Annotated in this window: 26 protein-coding genes; 8 read left to right on the top strand and 18 right to left on the bottom strand. The window is 43.2% G+C overall.

Features of this window, described 5'->3' with window-relative positions; genetic code table 11:
• Positions 1-33 precede the first annotated feature (33 nt).
• The 14 genes from MmiAt1_RS03970 to MmiAt1_RS03905 all read right to left on the bottom strand — a co-directional run bounded on the left by MmiAt1_RS03970 (position 34) and on the right by MmiAt1_RS03905 (position 13207).
• Positions 34-669 carry a V-type ATP synthase subunit D gene (locus MmiAt1_RS03970; RefSeq protein ID WP_318785607.1) on the bottom strand — a complete coding sequence of 212 codons (636 nt, stop codon included), beginning with the start codon at positions 667-669 and terminating at the stop codon, positions 34-36.
• Between the two features lie 5 nt (positions 670-674).
• Positions 675-2054, bottom strand: coding sequence for a V-type ATP synthase subunit B (locus MmiAt1_RS03965; protein ID WP_318785606.1), 1380 nt, complete (start codon positions 2052-2054; stop codon positions 675-677).
• A gap of 1 nt (position 2055) precedes the next feature.
• Complete coding sequence (locus MmiAt1_RS03960) at positions 2056-3801, bottom strand: ATP synthase subunit A (protein ID WP_318785605.1); 1746 nt, start codon at positions 3799-3801, stop codon at positions 2056-2058.
• Positions 3792-4094 (bottom strand): V-type ATP synthase subunit F, encoded by a 303-nt coding sequence (locus tag MmiAt1_RS03955; protein WP_318785604.1) that lies wholly within the window; start codon positions 4092-4094, stop codon positions 3792-3794. Before MmiAt1_RS03955 ends, MmiAt1_RS03960 begins: the two co-directional genes overlap by 10 nt.
• The gene (ahaC, locus tag MmiAt1_RS03950; RefSeq protein WP_318785603.1) at positions 4094-5248 is read right to left on the bottom strand and encodes an ATP synthase A1 subunit C; all 1155 of its coding nucleotides are present in this window, start codon (positions 5246-5248) and stop codon (positions 4094-4096) included. The genes MmiAt1_RS03955 and ahaC overlap by 1 nt, the downstream gene beginning before the upstream one ends.
• 6 nt (positions 5249-5254) lie before the next feature.
• Positions 5255-5806, bottom strand: a complete 552-nt coding sequence (locus MmiAt1_RS03945) for a V-type ATP synthase subunit E (RefSeq protein WP_318785602.1) — start codon at positions 5804-5806, stop codon at positions 5255-5257.
• A 62-nt stretch (positions 5807-5868) separates the two neighbouring features.
• Complete coding sequence (locus tag MmiAt1_RS03940) at positions 5869-6081, bottom strand: V-type ATP synthase subunit K (RefSeq protein WP_318785601.1); 213 nt, start codon at positions 6079-6081, stop codon at positions 5869-5871.
• Between the two features lie 4 nt (positions 6082-6085).
• Positions 6086-8059 carry a V-type ATP synthase subunit I gene (locus MmiAt1_RS03935; RefSeq protein WP_318785600.1) on the bottom strand — a complete coding sequence of 658 codons (1974 nt, stop codon included), beginning with the start codon at positions 8057-8059 and terminating at the stop codon, positions 6086-6088.
• Positions 8056-8382 (bottom strand): ATP synthase archaeal subunit H, encoded by a 327-nt coding sequence (gene ahaH / locus MmiAt1_RS03930; protein ID WP_318785599.1) that lies wholly within the window; start codon positions 8380-8382, stop codon positions 8056-8058. Before ahaH ends, MmiAt1_RS03935 begins: the two co-directional genes overlap by 4 nt.
• Before the next feature lie 584 nt (positions 8383-8966).
• Positions 8967-9134, bottom strand: coding sequence for a hypothetical protein (locus MmiAt1_RS03925; RefSeq protein ID WP_318785598.1), 168 nt, complete (start codon positions 9132-9134; stop codon positions 8967-8969).
• Positions 9135-9514: 380 nt separating this feature from the next.
• Complete coding sequence (locus tag MmiAt1_RS03920) at positions 9515-9904, bottom strand: hypothetical protein (RefSeq protein WP_318785597.1); 390 nt, start codon at positions 9902-9904, stop codon at positions 9515-9517.
• Between the two features lie 70 nt (positions 9905-9974).
• Complete coding sequence (locus tag MmiAt1_RS03915; protein ID WP_318785596.1) at positions 9975-10742, bottom strand: hypothetical protein; 768 nt, start codon at positions 10740-10742, stop codon at positions 9975-9977.
• A 124-nt stretch (positions 10743-10866) separates the two neighbouring features.
• Positions 10867-12063, bottom strand: a complete 1197-nt coding sequence (locus MmiAt1_RS03910; RefSeq protein WP_318785595.1) for a radical SAM protein — start codon at positions 12061-12063, stop codon at positions 10867-10869.
• A 268-nt stretch (positions 12064-12331) separates the two neighbouring features.
• Positions 12332-13207: a polyprenyl synthetase family protein gene (locus tag MmiAt1_RS03905; protein ID WP_318785594.1), complete on the bottom strand. Its 876-nt coding sequence runs from the start codon at positions 13205-13207 to the stop codon at positions 12332-12334.
• A gap of 230 nt (positions 13208-13437) precedes the next feature.
• On the opposite strand from MmiAt1_RS03905, the gene MmiAt1_RS03900 reads away from it, so the two are divergent.
• The 4 genes from MmiAt1_RS03900 to MmiAt1_RS03885 are packed head-to-tail and all read left to right on the top strand — an operon-like array spanning position 13438 to position 17090.
• Positions 13438-14019 carry a hypothetical protein gene (locus tag MmiAt1_RS03900; RefSeq protein WP_318785593.1) on the top strand — a complete coding sequence of 194 codons (582 nt, stop codon included), beginning with the start codon at positions 13438-13440 and terminating at the stop codon, positions 14017-14019.
• A 28-nt stretch (positions 14020-14047) separates the two neighbouring features.
• Entirely contained in the window at positions 14048-14797 is a 750-nt protein-coding gene (locus MmiAt1_RS03895; RefSeq protein ID WP_318785592.1) for a hypothetical protein, read from the top strand.
• A gap of 29 nt (positions 14798-14826) precedes the next feature.
• Positions 14827-16344 (top strand): hypothetical protein, encoded by a 1518-nt coding sequence (locus MmiAt1_RS03890; protein ID WP_318785591.1) that lies wholly within the window; start codon positions 14827-14829, stop codon positions 16342-16344.
• Positions 16344-17090 (top strand): hypothetical protein, encoded by a 747-nt coding sequence (locus MmiAt1_RS03885; RefSeq protein ID WP_318785590.1) that lies wholly within the window; start codon positions 16344-16346, stop codon positions 17088-17090. The genes MmiAt1_RS03890 and MmiAt1_RS03885 overlap by 1 nt, the downstream gene beginning before the upstream one ends.
• A gap of 170 nt (positions 17091-17260) precedes the next feature.
• Here the strand turns inward: MmiAt1_RS03885 and MmiAt1_RS03880 are convergent, their stop codons facing one another.
• The 3 genes from MmiAt1_RS03880 to MmiAt1_RS03870 form a co-directional block, all read right to left on the bottom strand.
• Entirely contained in the window at positions 17261-17503 is a 243-nt protein-coding gene (locus MmiAt1_RS03880; RefSeq protein WP_318785589.1) for a hypothetical protein, read from the bottom strand.
• 75 nt (positions 17504-17578) lie between these two features.
• A complete protein-coding gene (locus MmiAt1_RS03875) occupies positions 17579-17887 on the bottom strand; it encodes a lipoamide acyltransferase component of branched-chain alpha-keto acid dehydrogenase complex (RefSeq protein WP_318785588.1) in 309 nt (102 codons plus the stop codon).
• Between the two features lie 83 nt (positions 17888-17970).
• The gene (locus MmiAt1_RS03870) at positions 17971-18207 is read right to left on the bottom strand and encodes a hypothetical protein (protein WP_318785587.1); all 237 of its coding nucleotides are present in this window, start codon (positions 18205-18207) and stop codon (positions 17971-17973) included.
• Positions 18208-18567: 360 nt separating this feature from the next.
• On the opposite strand from MmiAt1_RS03870, the gene MmiAt1_RS03865 reads away from it, so the two are divergent.
• Entirely contained in the window at positions 18568-19308 is a 741-nt protein-coding gene (locus MmiAt1_RS03865) for a hypothetical protein (RefSeq protein ID WP_318785586.1), read from the top strand.
• Positions 19309-20001: 693 nt separating this feature from the next.
• Here the strand turns inward: MmiAt1_RS03865 and MmiAt1_RS03860 are convergent.
• Positions 20002-20580: a superoxide dismutase gene (locus MmiAt1_RS03860; RefSeq protein WP_318785585.1), complete on the bottom strand. Its 579-nt coding sequence runs from the start codon at positions 20578-20580 to the stop codon at positions 20002-20004.
• Positions 20581-20688: 108 nt separating this feature from the next.
• On the opposite strand from MmiAt1_RS03860, the gene MmiAt1_RS03855 reads away from it, so the two are divergent.
• The 3 genes from MmiAt1_RS03855 (at position 20689) to MmiAt1_RS03845 (ending at position 24243) form a co-directional block, all read left to right on the top strand.
• Entirely contained in the window at positions 20689-20931 is a 243-nt protein-coding gene (locus MmiAt1_RS03855) for a hypothetical protein (RefSeq protein ID WP_318785584.1), read from the top strand.
• Positions 20932-21008: 77 nt separating this feature from the next.
• Positions 21009-22358, top strand: a complete 1350-nt coding sequence (locus tag MmiAt1_RS03850) for a DNA double-strand break repair nuclease NurA (protein WP_318785583.1) — start codon at positions 21009-21011, stop codon at positions 22356-22358.
• Positions 22348-24243 carry an ATP-binding protein gene (locus MmiAt1_RS03845; RefSeq protein ID WP_318785582.1) on the top strand — a complete coding sequence of 632 codons (1896 nt, stop codon included), beginning with the start codon at positions 22348-22350 and terminating at the stop codon, positions 24241-24243. Before MmiAt1_RS03850 ends, MmiAt1_RS03845 begins: the two co-directional genes overlap by 11 nt.
• Positions 24244-24301 lie beyond the last annotated feature (58 nt).

Below are 24301 nucleotides of genomic sequence, written 5' to 3'. Positions count from 1 at the left end.
GGAAAGAAAACAGAAGAATAAAATTCTTCTGCGTTAAGCCTGAACGGCTTTTTTCTTTTTAATTTTCTTTAAACTTGACATGCTTTCTCTTTCCATTTCCTCAAGGCGGAGACGGATGAACTTGACCTGTTCTTCAAACTCGGGGATGACTTTGAATTCTAGCGCGTTGACACGGCGCTTGGTTTTCTCGATGTCGTCGAGGAGTCTTTTCATGGTTGTTTCAAGTTCGGCGGCGACAATGATTTTCTCAACAAGAATTTCATAAGCGTCTGCCACTTCGTCAATATAGGCATCGGTACCGACAAGACCGTAACCGCGCTCATTAATGCCCTTGTGGACATCAGAGCCCTCGATCTTCGGAACCACAACACCCATAATGTTTGTGCTTTTGAGTTCAATGGTCGGAACGGCGTCGACAGCGAAAGAGGCCGATTTGAGGGTAAAGGACCCGTCTACGGCTGAGGCCAAGTTGACTTTTTCAACAGCGCTTGCATACGCTGCATCCAACTCTTCTCTAACCCCTCGCGCCTGATTCAGGATTTTGAAGAATTCCAAAATCAAACCGTCTCTCTTCATTTTGAGCAGCTTATAACCGTTCTGAGAGAGCTTGATTCTCTTTTGGACGTCCTGAAGTTCGGAACGAGTCGGCTTTACATCTTGAACTGCCATTGCCATCACTCAAGCTTGTTTTCCGGATAATACTTGTCAATGTACTTGTTGTCAATTCTTCCAAGGTAAGCTTTGGGCAAACTGGAAAGAATGTTCCAACCGACGTTTAAAGTGTCTTCAATAGATCTGTTTTCGGAACGGCCCTGACGAACGAATTTGTCTTCGAACAAGTCGGCGAATTCCAAAATCTTCTTATCGCGTTCAGACAAAGCATCCTTACCGACGATGGCCACAAGACCTCTGAGGTCACGGCCTTCGGCATAACCGGCATAAAGCTGGTCGGAAACCGCCTTGTGATCTTCTCTGGTTTTTCCGTTACCGATACCCGAGTTCATCAAACGGGAAAGGGACGGCAAAACGTTGATCGGCGGATAGATACCTTTTCTGTGCAATTCTCTTGAAACCACAATCTGGCCTTCGGTGATGTAACCGGACAAGTCGGGAATCGGGTGCGTGATGTCATCGCCGGGCATCGTCAAAATCGGGATCTGAGTAACGGATCCTTTGTTGCCCTTAATAACACCGGCACGCTCATAGATACCGGCCAAGTCAGTGTACATGTAACCCGGGTAACCGCGTCTTGCGGGAACTTCTTCACGGGCCGCACCCATCTGGCGGAGCGCTTCACAATAGTTCGTCACATCAGTTAAGATAACGAGAACGTGCATGTCGTGCTCATAAGCCAAATATTCGGCGGTTGTAAGAGCCATTTTCGGCGTAATCAAACGCTCAACAGCCGGGTCGTCCGCAAGGTTGAGGAAAACGACTGCGCGCTCAAGAGCGCCTGTTTTCTCAAAGTCAGCCATTGCGTGCTGCGCTTCTTCATTGGTAATACCCATTGCCGCGAAAACGACAGCGAACTTCTCGGTCGAACCGGGAACCTGTGCCTGGCGGGCAATCTGAAGCGCAATTTCCATATGAGGAAGACCGGATGCCGAGAAAATCGGAAGTTTCTGACCGCGGACCAATGTGTTGGTACCGTCAATGGTAGAAATACCGGTTTGAATGAACTCTTCCGGCTGTGCGCGGGAATACGGGTTCATCGCAGCGCCGTAGATGTCCATCATCTTTTCAGGAACAATCTGCGGACCGCCGTCTCTGGGCTGGCCGGAACCGGACAAAATTCTTCCGAGCAAGTCAATGGATGCCGGAAGTTTCAAGCTGTCACCGGTGAAAGTCACAGCGCAGTCCTTGTTAAGACCGCCGGTACCTTCGTAAACCTGAACAACGACGACATCTTCGGAGGTGTCCAAAACTTCTCCTCTTTTGATTGTGCCGTCAGCCAAGCGGATGTTCACGAATTCACCGTAACCGACAGGTTCTGTTTTCTCAACGAAAATCAACGGACCTGCGACTTGTGTAATCGTCTTGTATTCTTTGACCATTTTAATAACCTCCGCTGCCGATTTCTGCGAATTCCGCTTCCATCTTGTTCATGACTTCAGTCAGCAATTGATCGAAGTTTTCTTCGTACTTGATCTTGGCAAGTTCTGCTTTGGAATCCATTGCAACCAAATCTTTAATGGGTGCGCCGTCAGCCAAATACTTCTCGGCAAGTTCATTCCATCTCATGATGCTCTTGAGGAGCTTGTACTGTTTGTCAAAGGAACAGTATGTGTCAATGGGGTGGAAAGAGTTCTGCTGAAGGAAGATTTCACGAACCATACGGGCCGTTTCCATTGAAATCTGCTGGTATTCCGGCAATGCGTCAGAACCGACCAACTGAACGATTTCCAAAAGTTCGGATTCAAGCTGGAGAATACCCATTGCTTTTCCGCGGAGTTCGTTCCAGTCAGGTGCCACGTTTTCCGTGTACCAGGGTGAAAGCGTGTCTTCGTAAAGCGTGTAACTGTTCAGCCAGTTAATCGCAGGGAAGTGTCTCTTCTGTGAAAGCTTTGCATCCAAAGCCCAGAACACTTTCACGATACGGAGTGTGTTCTGCGTAACGGGTTCTGAGAAGTCGCCGCCGGCCGGAGAAACCGCACCGATAACGGTAATAGAACCTGTTTCGTTGTTGAGAGATTCAGCAACACCGGCACGTTCGTAGAATTCTGCCAAACGTGCGGACAAGTAAGCCGGATAACCTTCTTCACCGGGCATTTCTTCAAGACGGGATGAAATTTCTCTCATAGCTTCGGCCCAACGGGAAGTTGAGTCGGCCATCAAAGCAATGTCGTAACCCATGTCACGGAAATACTCGGCAATTGTGATACCGGTATAAACAGATGCTTCACGAGCAGCCACAGGCATGTTGGACGTGTTGGCAATCAAAACCGTACGTTCCATGAGCGGGCGTCCGGTCTGCGGGTCTTCGAGTTCCGGGAACTCGTTCAAAACTTCCGCCATTTCATTGCCGCGTTCACCGCAGCCGATGTAGACCACAATGTTTGCGTCGGACCATTTTGCCAGCTGCTGCTGCGTCACAGTCTTTCCGGAACCGAACGGTCCGGGGATAGCTGCCGTACCGCCTTTTGCGACCGGAAACATGGCGTCAAGGACACGCTGACCGGTAATCAAAGGGATTTTCGGAGCCAATTTCTTGGAAACGGGTCTGGGTACTCTGACCGGCCACTTGTGTGACATTTTCAGTTCCGTTCCGTCTTTCAATTTACAAATAACATCTTCGACCGTGTATTTGCCGCTCTTGATTTCAGCGACTTCGCCGCCTTCCATGTTCGGGGGCACCATAATACGGTGTTCAATGTTTTCGGTTTCCTGAACAGTACCGATCACGTCTCCGGGTTTCACGACATCGCCTTTTTTGACTGACGCGTTAAATTCCCAGAATTTGTCGTGGTCAAGACCATCAGCGGACACACCTCTTTGAATAAAGTTGCCCATTTCGTCTTTCAAGACGCTGAGAGGTCTCTGAATACCGTCGTAGATACTTTCAAGCAAACCCGGTCCGAGTTCAACAGAAAGAGGAAGTCCTGTGTTTTCGACAGGCTCACCGGGTTTGATACCGGAGGTTTCCTCGTAAACCTGGATAACGGATTTGTTTCCAACAATTTTAATGACTTCGCCCATGAGTCCTTCATGACCGACTTTGACCACATCGTACATCTTTGTGTCTAAGTCGACCACGGTGACCACAGGTCCCGCCACTCGATAAACTTTACCTTTTACTTCCAAAGATCAACACCTACCGCCTGTTTTATTTTATCCCTTAAATTCGTCGAGCCCTCGCCCGAACCGCCAAGCGTAACAACGGTCGGCTGAACCGAGGCGTTCAACAAAACTTGCAACGAATCCGGCAGTTTTGAAACATCATCATTGTGCATCACAAGAATGCCGACATCTTTGTCTTCCAAAACGGCGCGAACGACGGGTTCAACACCCGTTGTGTCCGTTTCATAAACTTTACGGATTCCGGCAAGCCGAAAACCCGTAACGAAATCACTGTTTCCAACGACTGATATTTCCATTAAAGAATCACCAACCGGTCTTTGATTAAATCATCGCTCATGCCGACAGACTTACCGCGAACGATAATTCTTAAGTTGCGGACTTCATTCGATTTGCAAATAATGAATTCCAAAATCGGAAGAATTGAAATCAAGAAACGACGAGAATTTTCAGTCACTTTCGTTAAATTGTACCTCAAAAGGCGTGCTTCAACATCTGTCAATGAAACGGACATGAGGTCCTCATTTTCAAGGGCAGTGCCGATAACGGCCCAGTAAGGGGTGAAACGAAGCGCTTCAATGAAATCATTATAGCATAAATTTTTCAATTTGTCCGTGTCCAATGACAAACCGTGCGGAATCATCATTGAAGAAACGTCTTCGACGGCGCACTGAGCATCAGCGTTTTGCGCGTTTTCGATCGCTTCATATTTTTTGACACGAAGAAGCAAACTCAGATTTTTAATATCGATTTCTCTTCGAACAAATTGATCAAACTGTTTGCGGTCATCAGAACTCGGCATGCCGATTGCATTAAAGAGATTCTCATAATAGAATTTGTCCAATTCGTTTTCAACATCCGGGAAATTGGTTCCGTCAAATGTTTTCAGAATCGGGCCGTAAGGAGTGTCGCTGAAAGATGCAATGATCTCTTCAGCGGACTTTGACACAAGCCCGGACAGGAATGTGTACCGAAGCGTACCGCCCGTCACCAAAGTCTGCAAGATTTGGTCTTCGGGGATGTTGTGCAGTTTTCCTCTGAGAATTGTTTTAATGTCTTCGATGTCGAAAATGCGAAGATATTCCAAGACAAGTTCGTGCGGTTCACCTTCGGTGATGCGCAAAACTTTCTGGAAAGATTCCGCCATGTTTCTGTTCAATGCGTGTTCAATCAGATTGACGCCGCTGTACTCTCGGGAGAGTTCGTCGATATCTTGCTTGTACTCGGATTCCCCGATTTTGCGCGTAATTTCATCCAGACTCATGTTTAAAAATCTGGGATATGCGTCGCGGGGGAAGAGTTTGACTCTCATTGCGCGAATACGGGTGACCGCATACGGATAATTGGATGAACCTTTTCCAAATGCAGGCAAACGTAAAGGCAGGCTGGAGACGGAGTCAGGCAATAAGCCCTGAACCCATTTCGCGATTTCCTTAACCTCTTGCGTACTCATTTGTAATCACCCGTTGAGAATGTCAGAGATAGATTTCAATGAACGGTCATAAACACTTTTAAGAATCAAATCATATGTAAAATCCAATCGAACGGTTCCTTCCTTGTTTTCAATAACAATACCGCCGATACAGTCAATGTTTCCGCCGTATTCCAAGGAAGAGAGTTTCTTGACGATTTTTTCTGATTTTTCGTTAGAATAAATCCGCTGACCGTCTTTTTCATTCGCTTCAATCAACGCTTTGAGGTATTCCTCATTTTTGTCGGCAGGCAAATCTTCAATTCGTTCAAGGGCTTGATCATAAACTTGATCCAATAAGGCCTTGCGTTTGTTTAAAGCAATACGCTTAACCTCTAAATTGGCGCTTGATAATACCTGCTGGCGCTGTTGTTCGAGTTTTTCTTCAACCTCGGCAAGACGGGACCCCAGTGCTTCTTTGGAAGCCTGGCGAGCCTCTTCGATAATCAAGTCAGAAGCGGTTTTGGCTTCATCGTTGATACGTTGGACATCTGCTTTGGCGCCCTCAGTTATATCATTTAATACGATTTCCAGTCCCATGCTAACACCTTTAAAATTAAGGGCGGGAACAGCAATTCATTCCCGCTCTTAAATTTTCGAATTTAGATAAGAATTGCAACGACGAGACCGAAGATAACGATGGTTTCCGGAAGAACGGTCAAAACGAGTGCCTTACCGAAAAGGGATTCGTTCTCGACCATTGCGCCGACTGCGGCGGCACCGATGACTTTTTCAGCCCATGCGGATGCGAAACCTGTACCTGCGATTGCGATTGCTTTTGATAATGCTGCGAGACCTTCTGTTGTAATATCCATGAGTTTATTCCTCCAAAATATATTTCTTTAAATGACCAAACGGTTTGTATGCTTTGCCCCCGCTGGCATAGAATTTGCCGAAGAATTCGACATACTGCAGTCTGAGTGCGTGTAAACCGGGAGCGATAATACTCAGAACAGTGTTTAATGTGTGCCCGAGAACGAAAACCAAAATGGAGACGAACATCAAGACACTAAAACCATCCGCCGGGGTCCAAATAAGACCGCCGAAGGCGATGTCGTTGACAGTTGATGCGATGTAAATAGAAGAGAGACCAACCGCGATAATACGCGTATAGGACAAAATGTTTCCGAGAAGACCCGGAAGTTCAATCGGTCCTTTGATACCTTCGCCCTTTGTGAGCAGGGCAACACCGATAACTGCAATAATAGCACCGACGGCGATACCGACTGTGCCGAGTCCAAGGTACCATGCAACGATTGCTGCGATGACACCGATTTCAATAACGATCCAGCTGAGCTTTTCGAGAACTGCGTGCTTAACACCGTGCTGGCCTTTCACGTCGAAGAAACCGACGATATAACCAACGTTAAGATGCAGGAAACCGAATGCGGCTGTTGCGATCAAAAATGTCATAATCATGTGTGTTCTGTGAATCGGGAACGTAAACGGTTCATCCGGGAACAGACCGAAATCAAAGACGATTGTTTCAAGACCGGGGATTAAACCGGGGATGTATTCACCGTGCGACATCAGACCCGCGAGCGGGAATCCCATAAATTCGCCGTATATGATACCGAAGAACAAAGCTGAGATTTGACAGTAAATAAGTACGTACATTAACTTTTTAACACCGTCCGACTTCATGAACTTTATCACGAGGAAGGCCAGGGTCAGCAAAACGAGCGCATATCCGATATCGCCGAGAATCATACCATAGATTAACGGGAAGGAAATGGCCAGAATCGATGACGGGTCAATTTCGTTGTACTTCGGTCTTGAATATAAGTCAACAACCGCTTCCATCGGACTTGCAATCTTTGAGTTGTCATACGCCACCGGAATCTTTGCAATCTCTTTATCGTCATGCATGTCGACTTCAAGTGTCGTAATGTAAACACCGTCGTCGGTTTTGTTGGAAACCGCTGCGGTGAATTCGTCAAAGTTGTTCGTCGGGACCCACCCCTCAATGACAAACGTGTGTTCGGACGTGGCAATTCTTAAAGGCAGCTCGGCTTTCTCACTTAAAATACTGAGATATTCATCGCTTGCAAGGATGAAGTTTCCGTATTTTTCGTTAAGGGCCGCACGTTCTGCAGTTAAAGATTCAATCTGTGCTTGTATTTCTGATTTTTCAGCTTCAAGGCCTGCGTAAATGTCGGCAGGATAGCCGGATTTATCGGGCGCTTTTGTTTCTCTGAAGCCCATATCGATCAAGAGAGCCTGAACTTCCTTCTCGAATTTTTTCTCGACAAATAAAACGAAAAATTTAGAGCTTGAGTCTGTAAAAAGCTGATAGGCATCCGTAATTTCAAGAAGGCGTGATTCGTTAAAAGAAGGGATTGTGCCTGAAAAGACAGCTAAATTATCGTAACCGTTGTAGTATTTTAAGTCGACGTCAAAAGCGAGGAAAGGAGCAATTTCCTTTTCCGCGGATTCGATGTCTTTTACGCGGGCGTCTAAGCGTGATAATTCTTCTGCATTCAAGTCAATTTCTTTGTCCATCTTTTCCAATGTCATGTCAAGTTCTTTGGAGACGTCGGATTCCGGCAATTGGACGGTATCGTCTGTCGGCTTGACATTTAAAACATTGGCGATTGAACGGATTTTAACGAGCTTTCTTGAGACTTCTTCGCCGTATTCAATCGGCATGCCGATTTCAAAATCAGAGTCGTCACCTTCGACAAAATCCTCTACGTGAAGCAAATCGGCTTCATATAAAGCGTCAACGGTTGCCTCAAGATGTCTCTTGTGACCGGCAACCAAAACCTTTGTCATTCGTTTCGGGTAACTCATACGCGTATCTCCCTTTCAAATTCCTCGAGTAAGAAATCAACGGCTTTCGGAATATTTGATTGGGATTTCATAGCTACAGATTCAGCTTCGCGAACACCTGCTTCAACAATCTCATTGCGTTTGGCATCGATTTCAGCCTCGCCGGAACGAAGGGCGTTCTGAGCGGATTTAACCGCTTCTTCTTCGCCGTCTTCGACAATCTGGCGTGCTTCGGCACGTGCCTGGGCAATTTTTTGATTCTTGGCTTCGGTGGCCTCGCTTACCGCTTTTTTTGCATCTTCTTCTGCCTTTTTAATTTCAGATAAGATTTCATTGTTAGCCATGCGAATACCGTCTCTATATTTTATAACGAATGATCACCGCAAAAGCGGAAAACCATTACGTCAGATAAAGGGTAAAGTAGTCAATTCATTACCCCATATATAAGCAAATTGGTTAAAACAATCCATATTTGATGATTTTTTGAACCGCTTTCGGCTTCAGCCATGAACAATCATGACAGAACCCTACGGCCGGAACTGTGCCTCCAACATCTGTTTTCAGCAAAAAGCCCCAAAATGCAAAACGAATAAAGAAAGACTATATTAAAAAGGTTTTGCCGAATTTCCAAAAAAGTGAACAATCGACGGAAATGTAAACATCAGACATGGTCATGCAAAATCATGATAAAAGAATCCGAAAAAACAAAACAGATTCGAAAGAAAGACGAGAAGGATTGCGGTTTTCAAAAAACGGGCCGCGGCCGAAACGCCGATAATGTAAATCCGCAAAAAATCTAAAAACGTGTTCAGAAAGAAAAACGACTCTTTGCACCGAAAAAACGGCCGGTGCAAAGAATCAGATCACAAAGAGAATTGAAAAATCAAACTCGAGTGAAAATGAGCGGTGACCGGGCAGAAAATGAAATTTAAATCATGTGACTTAAACTTTTTTTCATATCCTTAAACGCCGGACTTTTCAGAATGTGCCGGCCTGCGATAACGGAAACCGCCAAAAGAATCGGAATTAAAATTGCCGGAAGTTTGGAATGTTTTTTAGAAACGGAGGCATTTGATGCTTTTTTGAAAAATTTCATTATGAATCCTCATTGTTTTTTGAATTGTTTGTTGTTTATTGTTTTTTTGAGTTTTTAATTGAATTTTTAATTGAATTTTTAATTGAATTTTTAATTGAATTTTTAATTGAGTTTTTAATTGAGTTTTTTAAAATCCAAGCTTTGCCGCTTGAATAAAAGTAAAACGAAAGAGACGGATAAATAAATTATCGACATAGAATCTATATTTTATGGGAAATTAGTTTAGAGGGAAAACGACAAGAGGGGGACTTTCCGAGGTTCGTCCGCGCGCGGACGGCACAAATTTCCAGAACGGCGGCAAAACCAAATCCGATTTTCTTAAAATATTTCGAAATCAAATCAAAAGTCAAAAATTAAAAGTCAAAAGCTAAAGTCAAAAATTAAAAAATTTTAACTTTCGGCTTCGGTTTGACAATGCCGTTTTCTTTTTCGTATTTTTTCTGTGTGTGCCAAAAGTAAATTGCGTAAGCCAAACTGAAAAGGAACAGTAAGCCGTAGACAACTCGTCCGATCAAATCGCCGAAATTGACAAACGTTGCCACGATGAAATAAAGATAAAACCCGACAGAAACAACCAAAAGAATCTTGTTCCAATAAACAGGAAGATGAGACAGTTTAATTGATTCTGCAAAAAGGGTGGAAGTAATCAAAAGACTGATGAACGGAATATCATGTCCCAAATGCCGGCCGAAATAAATGTAAAAAAGGGTGATCAGCAGAACTTGGCCGATTCCGACATATTGAATAAGTTTTTCCTGCGTGATTTCCATAGCAGAACAAACTTTAGGAATATTATAAAAATGTTTTGATTTTGAGAAAACAAAACATGAAGAAATCGAATCAGGCTTCTTTGAACACCACGACTTGAACAAGATATCCGGAAGGAATTAAAATTGTCCCGTCCCCCTTTGAAAATCCGAAAGAATTGTAAGCATCAAATGTCACCTGATCATACAATTCCCATTTTGTGATGTCAATCCATTGATTTTCCAAAATGTCATAAGAAAAAGAATCCGTTTTCACAGAATAGCTTTCGGAAATGTCAAAGCCGACGCTTTTAGAAACAGTTCGGTTGAGAAGGAAAGCCTCCGTAATCACTTGAGGACGGACGGTTTCATCAATGTGCGTGCCGACAGTTCCCGGGCCGTTGGCCCGAACAACACCGTCTGCGGACAATTTGAACCGCCAATTGCTGCTTGAACTTAAATTTTGAAGACAGCGGCTTTCCGATAAAACAATATCCGGAGCATTTTGATTTTCAATAAAGAGCGTCTCTACCCGAACAATTTCGTAAGATATTTCCGGCGCTTCAATGAAAACCCAATCCGTATGCCCGTCGGAACTCATTTGAATTTGACCGTATTCTTCGGGAACATCAACCAATCCTTTTTCAACCATATTACGAATGGTTTCAGGATCTTCGGCCCGATAAGCTGTCACATTATTAATGCCGATTCCGGATTTCGACCAAAACGGTTCACCGAAATCATCCGGATTCATCTGCTGAAATTGATAAAACTCGGGGTCGCGAACATAATCCGCGCCGCATATGGACAGGCTTGCCAAAGCAATGAGCAGAACGGCTGAGAACAAAATTTTTTGATTCATGTGAGAAAAAGAAAAAATGGATAATATATAAAATTTAGGAAGCCGCGAAAAAAAAGAAAAAGAAAAAAGGAAAAGAGAAAAACGGAAAAAGAAAAAGGAAAAACGGAAAAAATAAAAATCCGTTTTAAGATTTTTTCGGTCCCGAATAATACGGCAATTGCGCTTCTTTCGGGATGGTATGAATGTATTTTTTGCGGAACTCGGGGTCGCGCATGAGGCAGACCATCGACTGTTTTTTGTAAGCCGGGAATTTGCCCATGTCGGACCAGATTTTTGAAAGGGAGTCGTCGCGGATGTTGCCGAATGAGAGCGGCGTGTACGGACACGGCAGCACGTCGCCTGTGGACGCGACATGCATCCAGCGGTTGCCGGCAAAGCAGCCGAACATGTCGGGGCCCATCAGATAAGGAAGCGCGGTCACACGCGGGCCTTCGGGGTTCGCGTTTTTGCTCTTGTGGAATTCTTCCAGGCGCTTGGCATCGACGCGCGTCATCACTTCGTCTTCGTGATCTTTCCAGTTGCCGACGGCGATAATGCCGGTCATGGACATTTCTTCCATGTCGAGATCGGCGGCCATCTGATACAAATCGTCAATGTTGTCGATGTTGTAAGGGGAAATTGTGAGATACATATCCGTCATGATGCCGGCGTTTTTCGCGGATTTGACGGCGGCAACGGCATCGTCAAAGGCGCCTTTTCGGCCGCGGAATTTGTCGTGAATTTCGGGGTCGGCGCTGTCAAAACTGATTTTGACGGAATTCAAACCGGCGTCTTTGAGTGCTTCGGCGCGTTCGTCGTTGAGGCGGAAACCGGACGTGAACATCGAAACGGTTGTTTTGGTTTTGTCAATGTTTCGGACAATTTCGGGCAGATCTTTTCGAACCATCGGCTCGCCGCCGTCAATTGTAATGAGATAAGTGCCCATGTCAAGCGCCTGATTGATTGTCCGGCCGATTTCCTCGACCGTCATTTCATTGTTCGGCGCCATCATGTCGGCGGCACCGCAGTGAATGCACTTGTTCGGGCAGCGCGGCGTCACGCCCACGGACAGCTGGTCCGGGGTTCTTTTGTTGAGCAGTGAAAATCCGATTTGAGAATTAATCATGCGGTTAAAAACCGGGCTCGGGATTTCCGGAATCCAGGTGGAGAAGAGGATTTTGTCATCCGTCACAGCGATCGGCTTTTCTTCTTGGAAAACCGCATTGATTTTGTTAATCATCGGTTTTGCCGCAATGGACAGCGGCCCCGTCGCCTCCAGAACAACTTTTCCGTCAACGACATCCGCATTGATTTTAACAACTTTATAATCATAAATTTGCATTTCGTTTAACCTCTTTAGAAATATGTGGGTAAAATGTCAAACTCCACATATAAAAATTGTTGCAAAAAGAAACGGTAAAACGAAATAAATAAAAAACGAGGAATGGAAATGACGGCAGGATGAAAAATTGAATTTGTTTGCCGTTCGCCTCGCGCGCGAGCTGCACCGATTTTAAAAAGAATCAAAGACGGGCTGCGTTTTTAAAAAAATAAAAATAAAAAAGAAAAAAGAGAAGAATGGAAAAAGATGTCTCAAAGAAAAATCAGCTTTAAGACGGAGCAAATCTGACGCTGTCCATTAAATCATTCACGTAATCAACGAGCGCAAACAATTTGTCTTTGGACAGAGAGTCAGGCGCGCCGGCCAGCTCTTCTTTTGCGCGTCCCAAATACGCTTCGGCAACGCCGACAGCCTCTTTGGCGGCGGAATCGGCATCCATGGAGCGCAGGTAGATGGAAAACAAGCTGTCGGAGAGAACGCCGGATTCTTTGTCTTCATAAACGCCGAAATCTTCAAGCAGATCGTCAACGATTTGGTAAGCCATTCCGAACTCGTAGCCGAAGCGGCCGAATTTGGCAATCATTTCCTCATTGCCGGGAACGGCGATTCTGGAACCGATTTTTGCGCTGATTTCAAAGAGCGCGGCGGTTTTTTTGTAAATGCATTCCGTGTATTGTTCAATCGTCATTTCGCCGCGCTTGATGCCGGCATCCATGACTTCGCCTTCGGAAAGCAACGCGCCGGAGTGACCGAAGTCCCAGACAATTTGCTGTTCGTAAACGGAAATCCATTCAATCGCTTTGGCGATTAAGTAGTCGCCGCACAAAATCGCGGCGGCCGGACCGTAAAGCGTGTGAAGCGTCTGCTGGTTGCGGCGCATCAGGCCTTCGTCCAAAATATCATCGTGAACCAAAGAAGCCGTATGAATGCCTTCGATTGCAAGGCAGGCGTTTGTCGCGTCTTTGTAATCGCCGTTGTTGGCGCCGCAGGAAAGCATAATGATAAGCGGCCTCAGTTTTTTGCCGCCGGTGTTAAAAACATGGCCTGCAATTTTCGTTAAAGACGGCAGCTCCGAGATATTCGCAACCGCGTCCGTAACGGAATCAATAAAATGTTTATATTCGTCCCATTCTTCAATTTTCATAAAAGGGTCAACCTCATGTAACCAAATAAAGTCAATAAAAGTGTGTTTTTACAGAATTAAAATTGAATATAATCCGCTGAGATAATATATATTGCTTTTGAATCATGTAAATAAATGTCGGCACAATTATATATAGAATTCAGTGAAATCCGAAACCAATAACATCCAAAATCACAGCCAAAAATATAAGAACAGAAAGAACTTCTCAAAAGAATAGAAAAGGTGAGAACGTGGACAAAATTCCGAAAATTCTTTTGACATTTATTTTTGTGTGTCTGATTTTGATTGCCGCAATCGCCGGCATTTTTATTTACAATTCATACAAAGCTTCCAATGCGCCTGTTCCGAACGAAAAAGAATTAACGGCATACATCAACGGACATTATACAGAAAATCCCGAAATTCTCAAAACGGCCGAACTTGAAGATAAAATCGGAATTCTCTTCAAAGAAAAAAACGAAGAAAATTCAATCGGCGTTGCAATTTTGCACAGAACAAATTCAGGCAGCGGGTGGTACATTTCCGGCAGCTCATACGGCGATTATGTCGGCAATTGGATTATGGTAAGCAGTTCAACGTCAGGCAATGAGTCTTATTTTTATTTGGCTTCAATCAACTGTAACCCGCGCATTGATTCATACAGTTATGAATACATATCGCCCGATAATGCAGCATGCGAAAGAGTGACGGAAAAAGTGGAAGACCGAACATTTATAAAAATGTATGAAGGCGGAATCGCCGGCGAATTCATCTATTATGACAAAGACGGAAACGATATTTCACAGGAATTGTGGGAGACGGGAATAATTTAAGCCGATGAAAACAGGATCGAGGGATTGAATGAAAATTAAAAAATATGAAGTGATCACAGCAATTATACTCCTGACATCAATGATTGTCGCCGGATATGTTTATTATTCGGCGTATTCTGTTGCCGACGATTTCAACGACATTGAAGCGGCCGTTAAAGAATATGTCGGATCGGACAGCCAAAAAAATATACAAGTATTGGAAACGGCCAAAACGAACAATTCAATGTATGCACTTTACACGACAAGCGAACGCGGATTTAAAGGAATTGTCGCATTTGAGCGCGGCTTAAATCTGCGGTGGAAGCCGGTCGGCGCCCGCAGTGTTTTAACAGGCGATCCGATTGCAAGAACATCATCGTTGGATGATGTCGTGATTTACGGCGTCAATGTGGATCAGAGAGCCGTTTCTTACGAATATTATGATGAAACGACGAATGAAATCCTGTATGCAAACAGCATAACAGAACCGGACTTCATTGACATCTTTGAACCGGCCGAATCTCAGGACATGCGCGGCCGAACAGAATTAAGAATATTGGATGATCAAGGAAACGACATCCGAAAAGAGCTTTATGTGGATTACGGCAGTGTCGGCAGCTCAAGCACATTCCCGGAATTCAGGCACGCTGAAGACGCTTTGGCGGCCGCTGTTTTGATGATCGGCTTGGCGCTCTCAATTTTCTTTTGGAAATATTGCAAAGATGAAGAAGAATTCAATCTTTCATTTGAAAAAACAAAACTCGAAAAAATAAAAAATGAAACGGAATTAAAAAACTAAAAACATATTAATCGTGCATGAGGCTGAAAATGGCAGATTCAAAAAGAATTAAAAAAATAAATTGGAATAAACTGACGGCATGTGTCATTGTTTTAATCACATTGGCAGTTGTTGCTTCGATGTTTTTTGCATATGACAATTCTGCCGTGAACATAAACAGCAGTTTGGAGCGGGCAATTTCAAAAACACCGTTTTCAGATATTCAGCCGGAAATCATATACAAAGAAAAGTATGAAGGCAGACTGTTGACGATATATATTGATGAAAGGTATCCTGATTTGACCGGATTTGCCGAATTCAGAAGGGGATTTGATTTGTTATGGCACATGGAAGCGGTTTCGTACGGAGACGGTTTACCTGTGTTGATGACGTATTTAAATTTTGAAAATGAGTCAAAAGTTGCCGTTTACGGCACTGAAAGGTATCCTGAAATTGTGTCATATGAATGGCTGGATTATGAAAACGAAACGGCATATCAAAACACAATTTCAGAAAAAGTTTTCATTGATATTTATGATTGGGAAGAACATTCCCGATTTGTGCGGCTGTTGGATTCAGACGGAAACGACTTGGCCCCCGAAATTTTTAAAACATTTGATGATTCCGGCCCGGAAGGCTGGACAAGCTGGGGCGGCGGCAGCAATTGGAGCGTTTACATACCGATTTTATTAATCGGACTGGGTGTTGCCGGTCTGTTTTGGAGCCGAGATAACCGGCCGATTCTCAGAACGGAAGATTTGAAAAAGAAAACAAATCAGGAAAAGAAAACAAATCAGGAAAAGAAAACTGATCAGGGAAAGCAAACTGATCAGGGAAAGCAAACAATCAAACAAAGAATGCATAACATGCCTTCAAAGAAAAAAGCGGTAATTATTTTCACAGCCGCGTTTTTATTGTCTGTGGTTTTTTATTCGGCACTTCATTCGGTTTCTTCCGACGAAGAAAGTTTAACGAATTCCGTTCAGAAATATACAGGAGCGGCAAACATCAGCATTCTGAAAACGGAATTGATTGACAACGAATTTCTGTTTGTTCTTTACGCGACGGATCAGCCGAACCAAACGGGCATCGTGATTTATGACAAAGGACTCAATCAAAAATATCAGCCGTTTTCATCATGGAGAAGCACAGATATTTGTATATTCCCGTATTATAACTCTGCCGTTGAAGGAAAAATGCTTTTTATCGGCAAGGGTTGTGATTCGAGAGCCGTTTCATATGAATATTTGAAAACATATCAGCCGTATGAAAGAGATCCGGCCGTTGTGTATCACAGCGAAATAACCGAGCCTGTATTTATTGAAGTTTTTGAGATCGGAAATATGCGCGGAAATCGTCTTGCAATTTATGATTCTGAAGGAAACGATCTTGTGCCGGAATTAGAACAAGACCGGATCACGGAAAGCGGCATCGGCGGCGGCGGGCAAACGGCGTATTCGGATGTTTTTTTCGGCAATCTGATTTCATTCGGAATATTCGTTGTCGGGCTTTTGATTGCGTGGGCATTTTGGATAACACCTGAAAAGAAAAGGGAAGAGGAAGATTAATGGATTTTGCCAAAGAGAAATACAAAATCATCGCAATTGTCATCGTTCTTGTCGCCTGCATTGCTTCTGCGGGATATTATTATTCTGTTTACAATATTTCAGGGGACGATTCGGACAAAATCGAAAAAGCGGTCAAAGAGTATACGGGAATTGAAAATGTTCAAATTATTGACACAAAACGTGTCGGCTCGCAGATGTGCACGCTTTTCAAAACGGATGAAGAGTGGTATCGCGGGCTTGTTATTTTTGAACGCGGTTTGAATTTGAAATGGCGGCCGGTCCGGTCATCGGAAGGAACTGAATTTATGCTGTCCATGTACTATCCCGACGCAGGCAGATATGTCGTCATTTGCGGCACGGACACCAATCCGGAAATCGCATCTTATGAATTTACCGCAGACCTTGAACCGTATTCAGAAAGCGCCCCGAAAGGAGAAATTGTGTATCAGAATACGATTTCAAACCCTGATTTTATGGACGTTTTTGAAAGGCCGAATGAAGAAGAGAAAATGCTTGAAACCGGAAACAGGAATTATTATTATCCGACACAGCATCTTTTCGATTCGGACGGGAATGACATCACACTAGAGCTGATCCGAAACAGGCCGGATATAATGCAGGTCGGTAAAGGAACGGCAACGATGGAAAAAGAATTGGACACGATTCTGGCCGCGGCCATACTGATCGGCGGAATTGTTCTCGGAATGATGTTTTGGAAGTCCGGCGATAAAAGGGATGAAGAATGAAGATGATAATAGTAAAAATGAAATTATGAAAAAGAGTACGGAGTGACCGAAAAGAATAAATGAAAAATAAAATAACAAAACAAAACAAAACAAAGAATGCAGCAAATATTTACATCTGCTGATAAAAACGAAACAATTAAAATAAAATGATTTTCTGCCTCTAAAACAGATTAAATTTTCTCGATATCATCCAAAGATATCCACAATGTATTTGCTATTGGATTATGGCAATGCAGCCCAAATGACCGAACATCACAATCGAATCTGATCAATGCTTTTTCATTCTCAATAGAGACAACTACCCCTGTTTCCCCGATAAGCAACCAATAGTTTTCCCCCCGCGCAACAGTATCATCGGGTTTAAGGCTTCCTAAAAAATGATGTAATTTCACAATATCATTTTGTTTAATCATTCCGCACCTCAACAACTTATTATGCCAATTAAGTTGATTGTAATATCATAACACACTGTTGTATCGCAGACGAAGTTAATCATAATTCTTTTCAACTGAAAAAAGATGATAGAAACTGCCCTTTGCGCTTAAGTTTAGCATAGACATATATTCTGCGGCCACCGTATCTTCTTTTGATGCTTCCATTGCGTTTAAATGATCAGTTTCTGTTTCCCAAAACACCAAATCAGCCAGCATATCACCTTTTGAAAGTAGTTGGCGTGAAATATATCCTTTTTGCCTGGCAAGAAATTCGCAGTTAAATTTGTCAGATACCGGTAAAAACTCGGTCATTGAGGTATTCTTTTTAAGTTTGAATGAAACGAACTCTATAGCTTTGGACATGAAAACTCCTCTATTTCTTTAATTTCAATTTGTCAGTCTTATTGTATCTAATGCGGATTAGCAATTTGTTTTTTTGTATGACATCATATATAAATGAACTGTAATCGGGCACTATTAATTGCAATGCTTTCTTCTAAACAACCCCCGAATACCGGTGCCGGAATAGTATTTAGAATCTCATCATCGTCTTCAAAAATCTGTGTAGACAATCTTTGTGAACAAGTTTTTTTCGTGAGCATTTCAAATCTTGGCAATACAAAAATAAATTTATGATACACTTTACTCGAATCAATGCATTGTCGCAATTCTTCCAAATTCATTTTGCTTCTCCTTTAACACAAAGTCAGTCTTATACCTCGCAGACCTATTTTACCACGTAATAAAATGCAACAATAATATCGTATCATTCGCATTTTACGATGTATGATTTTTAATTATTAAATTACGCTTATTCGCAAGGATCGTTCATTTCATTCACTTCATTTAGTGCCGATTTCAGTATCTTAATTCCATTGTCAGGCGCTTTTGTGTCACAACAAATGAAGATGAAATAATAAAAATGAGATTATGAAAAAGAGAATGAAGTGAACCGAAAAGATTAAATGAAAACCAAAATAACAAAACAAAGAATACAGCAATTACATCTGCTGATAAAAACCGATTAAAAACGGGGAAAAATGATGGAATTTTCTAAAAATAAATACAAGATGCTTGCCGTTATTGTGATTTGTATTGCATTTATTGCTTCGGTTTCTGTTTATTATTCTTTTTACAGTGTTTCTGAAAATAATCCGGCTCAAATTGAAAAAGCGGCATTCAATTATTTAGACGGTTCACCGTTCTTTGATGTCGGAAAAGAAGACATGTATTATGTCGGCTCTGTCCGTGCCGGTGATAAATTGTTTGCTGTCGTCAAAGACGATGAATTCTACCGCGGTTTTGTGACTTTTGAACGCGGCTTGAATTTGAGATGGATGCCGGTTCATTCATCCTATGGGGATGTATATTTATTATCGTTTTATGCGCCGACCGAAGAAAATTACACAATCATTTTCGGAACGAACATCGACCAAAGAATTGCTTCTTATGAATATGCAGCCGACAGAATTATCGCCGAAGGAGATGAAAAAGGCGAAGTTCTGTATAAAAACACAATTGCCGGGCCGGATTTCATTGATGTTTTTGAAAGGGTTGAAATCAACAACCCGGAAAATATTCTTCTGCATCCGCGCCAGCATTCGTTTGATTCCGAAGGGAATGATATAACGGGAGAATTTGAAAACGAAAATATAGACATTCCAAGAGGAATGGGACCCGCTTCCACCAATACAAGCGGAACGGGAATTGTTTTGGTAATCAGTGCAATAATACTGCTTTTCGGAGTCGGAATTGCAATTTATATTTGGAAGTATGAAGATTGAAATTTGAATTCAACCGAGGAATTCAAAATTCCCGTTAATTCAATTTTCTTATGTTTTCAAATTTCAAAAATTTCATTTGTTTTGCCGGAATGTATTTTTATTTTAACCCTCTCCAAATTCCGATTTCGTCCGCCGCTTCGCGCCGCCTGTAATTCGTAATTTGGAGTGGGGTTTGCTGTATTTTATTTCAAACCGAAACATCGGTTTTTCGAATTTTTTGGCAAACCTGAACTCCCGATAAAACCCGAAAAACAAAAAAATGGTTGAGGAAAATTCAAGCAAAAAACGGAGTTCGAATTTTTGAAAATTGAAGGAAAACGATGTTTCGGATTTTCCCGAAGATCTAATTGAAAAACAGAAACAGCCGCCTCCGACGGCGAGTTTTGTGAGCGTTAGCAAGCATTCGGAGAAGTTGGAGATTCGCCCCGCGAATTCAACGAAACGCGTAATATCAGGATTGGTGAACTTGAATTCCAAAAATTTATTGTTTTTTATTTAAAATTTCTTTTTTTTGGAAAACCTCTCCAAATTACGATTTCGTTCGCCGCTTCGCGCCGCCCGAAATTCGTAATTTGGAGTGGGGTTTGATCAATTAGAAAAAACAAAAATAAAAAAAGTAAATTGCCTCAATCGGCAATTTATTCAAATTTACTCAAATTTATTCAAAATTTGGATTTTATTCAAGATTTGTATTTATCCGAATCTTCTTTCGGCTTCGTGCCAATCGATAATGTTCCAAACGAGCTTCAGATAATCGGCGCGCCTGTTTTGATAATCCAAATAATAGGCGTGTTCCCAGACATCGATTACCAAAACGGTTGTCAGTCCTTTCGTAATCGGATTTTCGGCGTTTTGTCCTTTCTCAATTGTCAGTTTGCCGTCTTTGTCTTTGGCCAAAAAGACCCAGCCGGAGCCGAACAAACCGACGCCTGCGGCTTCAAATTCTTTTGTGAAATTTTCAAATGAGCCGAAGGTTTTGTCGATTGCTTTTTCCAATTTGCCGACCGGCTTTCCGCCGCCCTGCTCGACAAACTGCATGAAATAAAGATTGTGATTGAGAACCTGGCCGGCGTTGTTGAAGAGAGCGCCGTCGGATTTTTTGACAATTTCCTCCAAAGACATTTTTTCAAATTCAGTTCCTTTGATTAAGTCGTTGGTTTTGTCAACGTAAGCTTTCAAATGTTTGCCGTAGTGGAATTCAATTGTATTTTTTGTGATTACAGGTTCGAGCGCATCGGCTTCGTAAGGTAATTCAATATATTCAACAGCCATAATTTTTCCTCCTGCGAATGTTATGAACAGAAAGAAATAGTTATGTGTTTTATAAATATGCTTGCATAAAAACAGATTCCGGTTTCTCTTGCGAATGAAAGCTGCAATTTGCATCTGCTGTCTGCCGCCTGCTGCGGTCAGCGTTTCCATGTGCATCATCTCATTTTTATCACATCCGCTCGCTCCGCGAGCGTGGGCGCAGATTACCTGCCGTTTCCGTTTGCCGCTGTTGTCTGCGACTTTGTAAATACAGTTGCCGACTTGCCGGCCTGTCTGCTGCCGACTCTGCCGCCGCCGCGCGCGATCTGTACAAATTTTGAAAATCAAACAAAATCCCCCTTCGTTTTTTGAATGAATACCGCGCAAAATGAATCCACTTTCACCGTGCTTGAAGAACTTTTATATTTTAACGACATCTTCTCGTTCATATGACTCTCGAACCTGTCCATATGAAAGAAATTTCCGACATCGCTTCGGAAATCGAATATGCGTACACTGAAAAAGAGTCGCAGGATATTTTTGAAATTTTTAAGCGGCTGGCAGATTTGCGGCAGGATGATAAGATTATTTTAAAAGCCGCCGGCAAACTTTTTCGGGCGGCTGCGGATATTCGGCGCATGAGCCTTGAGGAAGACGAATTCGCGGTGACGTATTCATCCGACAGCGGCAGCACGAATCCGATTCTTTTTGAGCGCGGACTTTTCTTAGACATCTGTCATTCGGCAATGGCCTCCACGCCGACGGATTTGGAACTTCACCGGAAACGGACGATTGTCTGCACAGGATTTTCGTCGGGGAAGAAAACAAAGCTGCCGGAATCGGAGAATTGGAAAACTTTTGACGAAGGCTTCGGGCGGAGCAAAGTGATTCAAATTGATCCGTCGGTTTTGAAAATACGTGCGGGGCGGATGGTTCATGATTATTCGATTTACGCGTCCGAATCCGAACACATTTTATGGACACAGCCGGAGATGGACAAAAACGGTTTTTTCATCATGGACGGACCGGTTTATCCGAAACAGCTGATGTTCTGGATGGGAACAAATTCCGACAAAGTGCTGGTCCGGTATGACAAAAATGCAAAAAAGATTCTGCAGAATTACATCGACATCATGGATTTTCATTTGGAAAACAAAATGCCGGTTGTCGGTTTTGTGAAAAACCCGGCGGAAACGCAGATTATTAATTTGCTGCGGGAAAAAGCAAAGGAAGAAAAAATATTTACGGAACTGCCGTGGGCGACCGACACCCAATTGTTTAAATCATTTTTAAAACCGGAATCCGAAATCGATCGGGACAAAACGGCGCGAAAAGAAGAACAGAAAAATGACGAACAGAAGAATGGCGAACAGAAAAATGACCGACAAACCCGTTTTACGATAACGTATTCCAACTGGTTTTTGCAGCCGAACCAATTTTACGATTCGGAAATCAAAGCCAATTCACCGCTTGTTGACGAAACGCTGAGCCGGAAATTCGACGACGAAGATTACCTGCCGGTTTTTTTCATGGTCCGCGTTCCGTTTGACGGCAATTACATTGTGTTTAAAATCGAAAGCCTGTACGGCCTCATCAAAGACGAAGACATGAAAAAGAAAATCACGAAAAAAATATTGTACGAATTAGCTGTCGGAAAAGTTCCGGAAACACTTCTCAAAGCCGATTCGATTGCAAAAATCAGCGTGGATGAGAAAAAGGAAATCAGAGAATTATTTACAAAAGACAGGGCCGAAAAATCCTATAATGAAATGCGGTGGGGAGATTTAGATGAGTTTTGAACAGTTTGAAAAAAAAGCGGAATTAAAGGCGGAATTTGATTTTGACCAGCTGGAACAGGATTTGGAAAATCTGAGTTTTTCCGAATTTGACGATTACAAAACGAACGCAAAACCCGATTCGGCGGCGGCAGAAATATCAGCGGCAAAAACGCCGGCAGAAAAGGAAACAAATGCCGGAAAAAACGAATTGGAAGAAGCTTACGGCATCGTCACGACCGGTGTTGAGCCGATTGAAATTGCCGGGACCGGTTCAAAAATCATCGGATACATCGCCGCCGGCCAAAGAGAAAACGTACGCCTCGGAACTTACGTGATCGTTCCGTATGAAAATGAAAATCTCTTCGGAAAATTGACAAAACTTCAATACCGCCAAGAATTTACCGTCGACGACGCCACCGAAATTCATTCCAGCCGCATGCTTTCAAACAAGCGCGCCGATTTGAGCCGGCGCATCATTGAAGAAGATTACAAACTGCTCGCCCAAATTGATCCGATCTGCATTTTGTATGAAAAGAATCAAAAAGAAGGACTTCAAAGAAGAATGGCGGACAGAATCCCGAAGCCGAACACGCCGATATTGCCTGTTTTTGACAAAGAAATGGTTCAAACCGGCCTGAATATCCCAAAAGAAGGCATTTTCCTGGGCCACCTCAGCGTCGGCGGCGAACTCGTCAAAACACATTCCGTTCCCCCGACTGTCGCGTATTATTTAAGAAACGATTATTCCTCCGGCGACCCGCTGATTTTCCGTCACATGCTCGTCTGCGGCAGCACCGGAACCGGAAAAACATTTTTGACTAAAAATATTCTGCGCCAATTCGAAACAGAAAACAGCCGCTACAGACAACGCAGCGACCACAGCATTCAGAATATGCCGTGCCTTGTCATTATGGATCCGCAGGATGAATATTCACAGCTCTATGAAGACAACACGCTGTCTGATGCCGACAAATTCAATTTCAATTCCGAAAAAGTCGCTTACGGCGGCATCCGAAACACCAAAACATTTACGGCAAAAGCAGAAGGCGAACGCTATGCCGGAAAATCCAGAGCAGAACAGATTGAATTCACAATTCCGTTTTCATTCGTCCAATACAACCCGTGGATTTTAGAAACCGCAGAACTCACAGAAAACCAGCGCAACGGCCTTGAAATCCTCATCGCCGATTATTTCAAAGATACAAAAACCAAAAACAAAACGCCGACTTACGTCGGTTTCAAAGAATTCGTTGAAGATCCGTTCAACAAAGAATATTACACCGAGCAGACCGACAAAATTCACGAATCCTCTTACGGCGGCATCGTCAGAAAAGCGCTCAACAAAACCTACGAGCGGATTTTTGACAAAGACGCCAAACCCGTTACCGAGCTTTTCAAAACCGTTTTCAAACCCGGACAAGTTTCCGTTTTCCCGACAGAATACATCAACAACTCCCGCATCCGCGACTTGATTGTCCTCACCATGATGACCGTTATCGTTGACAACAAACTCAACACCTCCGGCGACGAAGACGTGAAAAACACGCCGATCATTTTAGTTCTCGACGAAGCCCATCGCTACCTGTCAAACTCCGCCGGAACCCTGTCCGGCAAAATCATTTCCAAATTCGCCGAAGCCGCCAAACAAGGCCGAAAAGAAGGACTCGGCCTGTTTTTGATAACACAAGACCCGCAGGATATCGAAACCGAAATCATAAAACAAGTGAACACAAAAATCGTTTTGAACTTAAACAACGACGCCGCAATCAACGCTGTCAAAGTGCCGCTTGAATACGAGAAAAGAGTGCCTTATCTGAAGAAAGGGCAGATGATTATTCACAGTCCCGACAACGGCGACATTGTGGAAATTACCGGGCTTTCGAATTGTGTGGTAAAGCACGAATGATTGGCGGCACGACTTTGCTTGGCCTTACCGTTCTGTTTCGCGACTGTTTTTAAAGGCG

Origin of the sequence: Methanimicrococcus hacksteinii, assembly GCF_032714515.1 — an archaeon.
Taxonomy (GTDB): domain Archaea; phylum Halobacteriota; class Methanosarcinia; order Methanosarcinales; family Methanosarcinaceae; genus Methanimicrococcus; species Methanimicrococcus hacksteinii.
The sequence above is the reverse complement of the archived record's forward strand: the minus strand, read 5'-3'. Positions and strand labels throughout refer to the sequence as shown.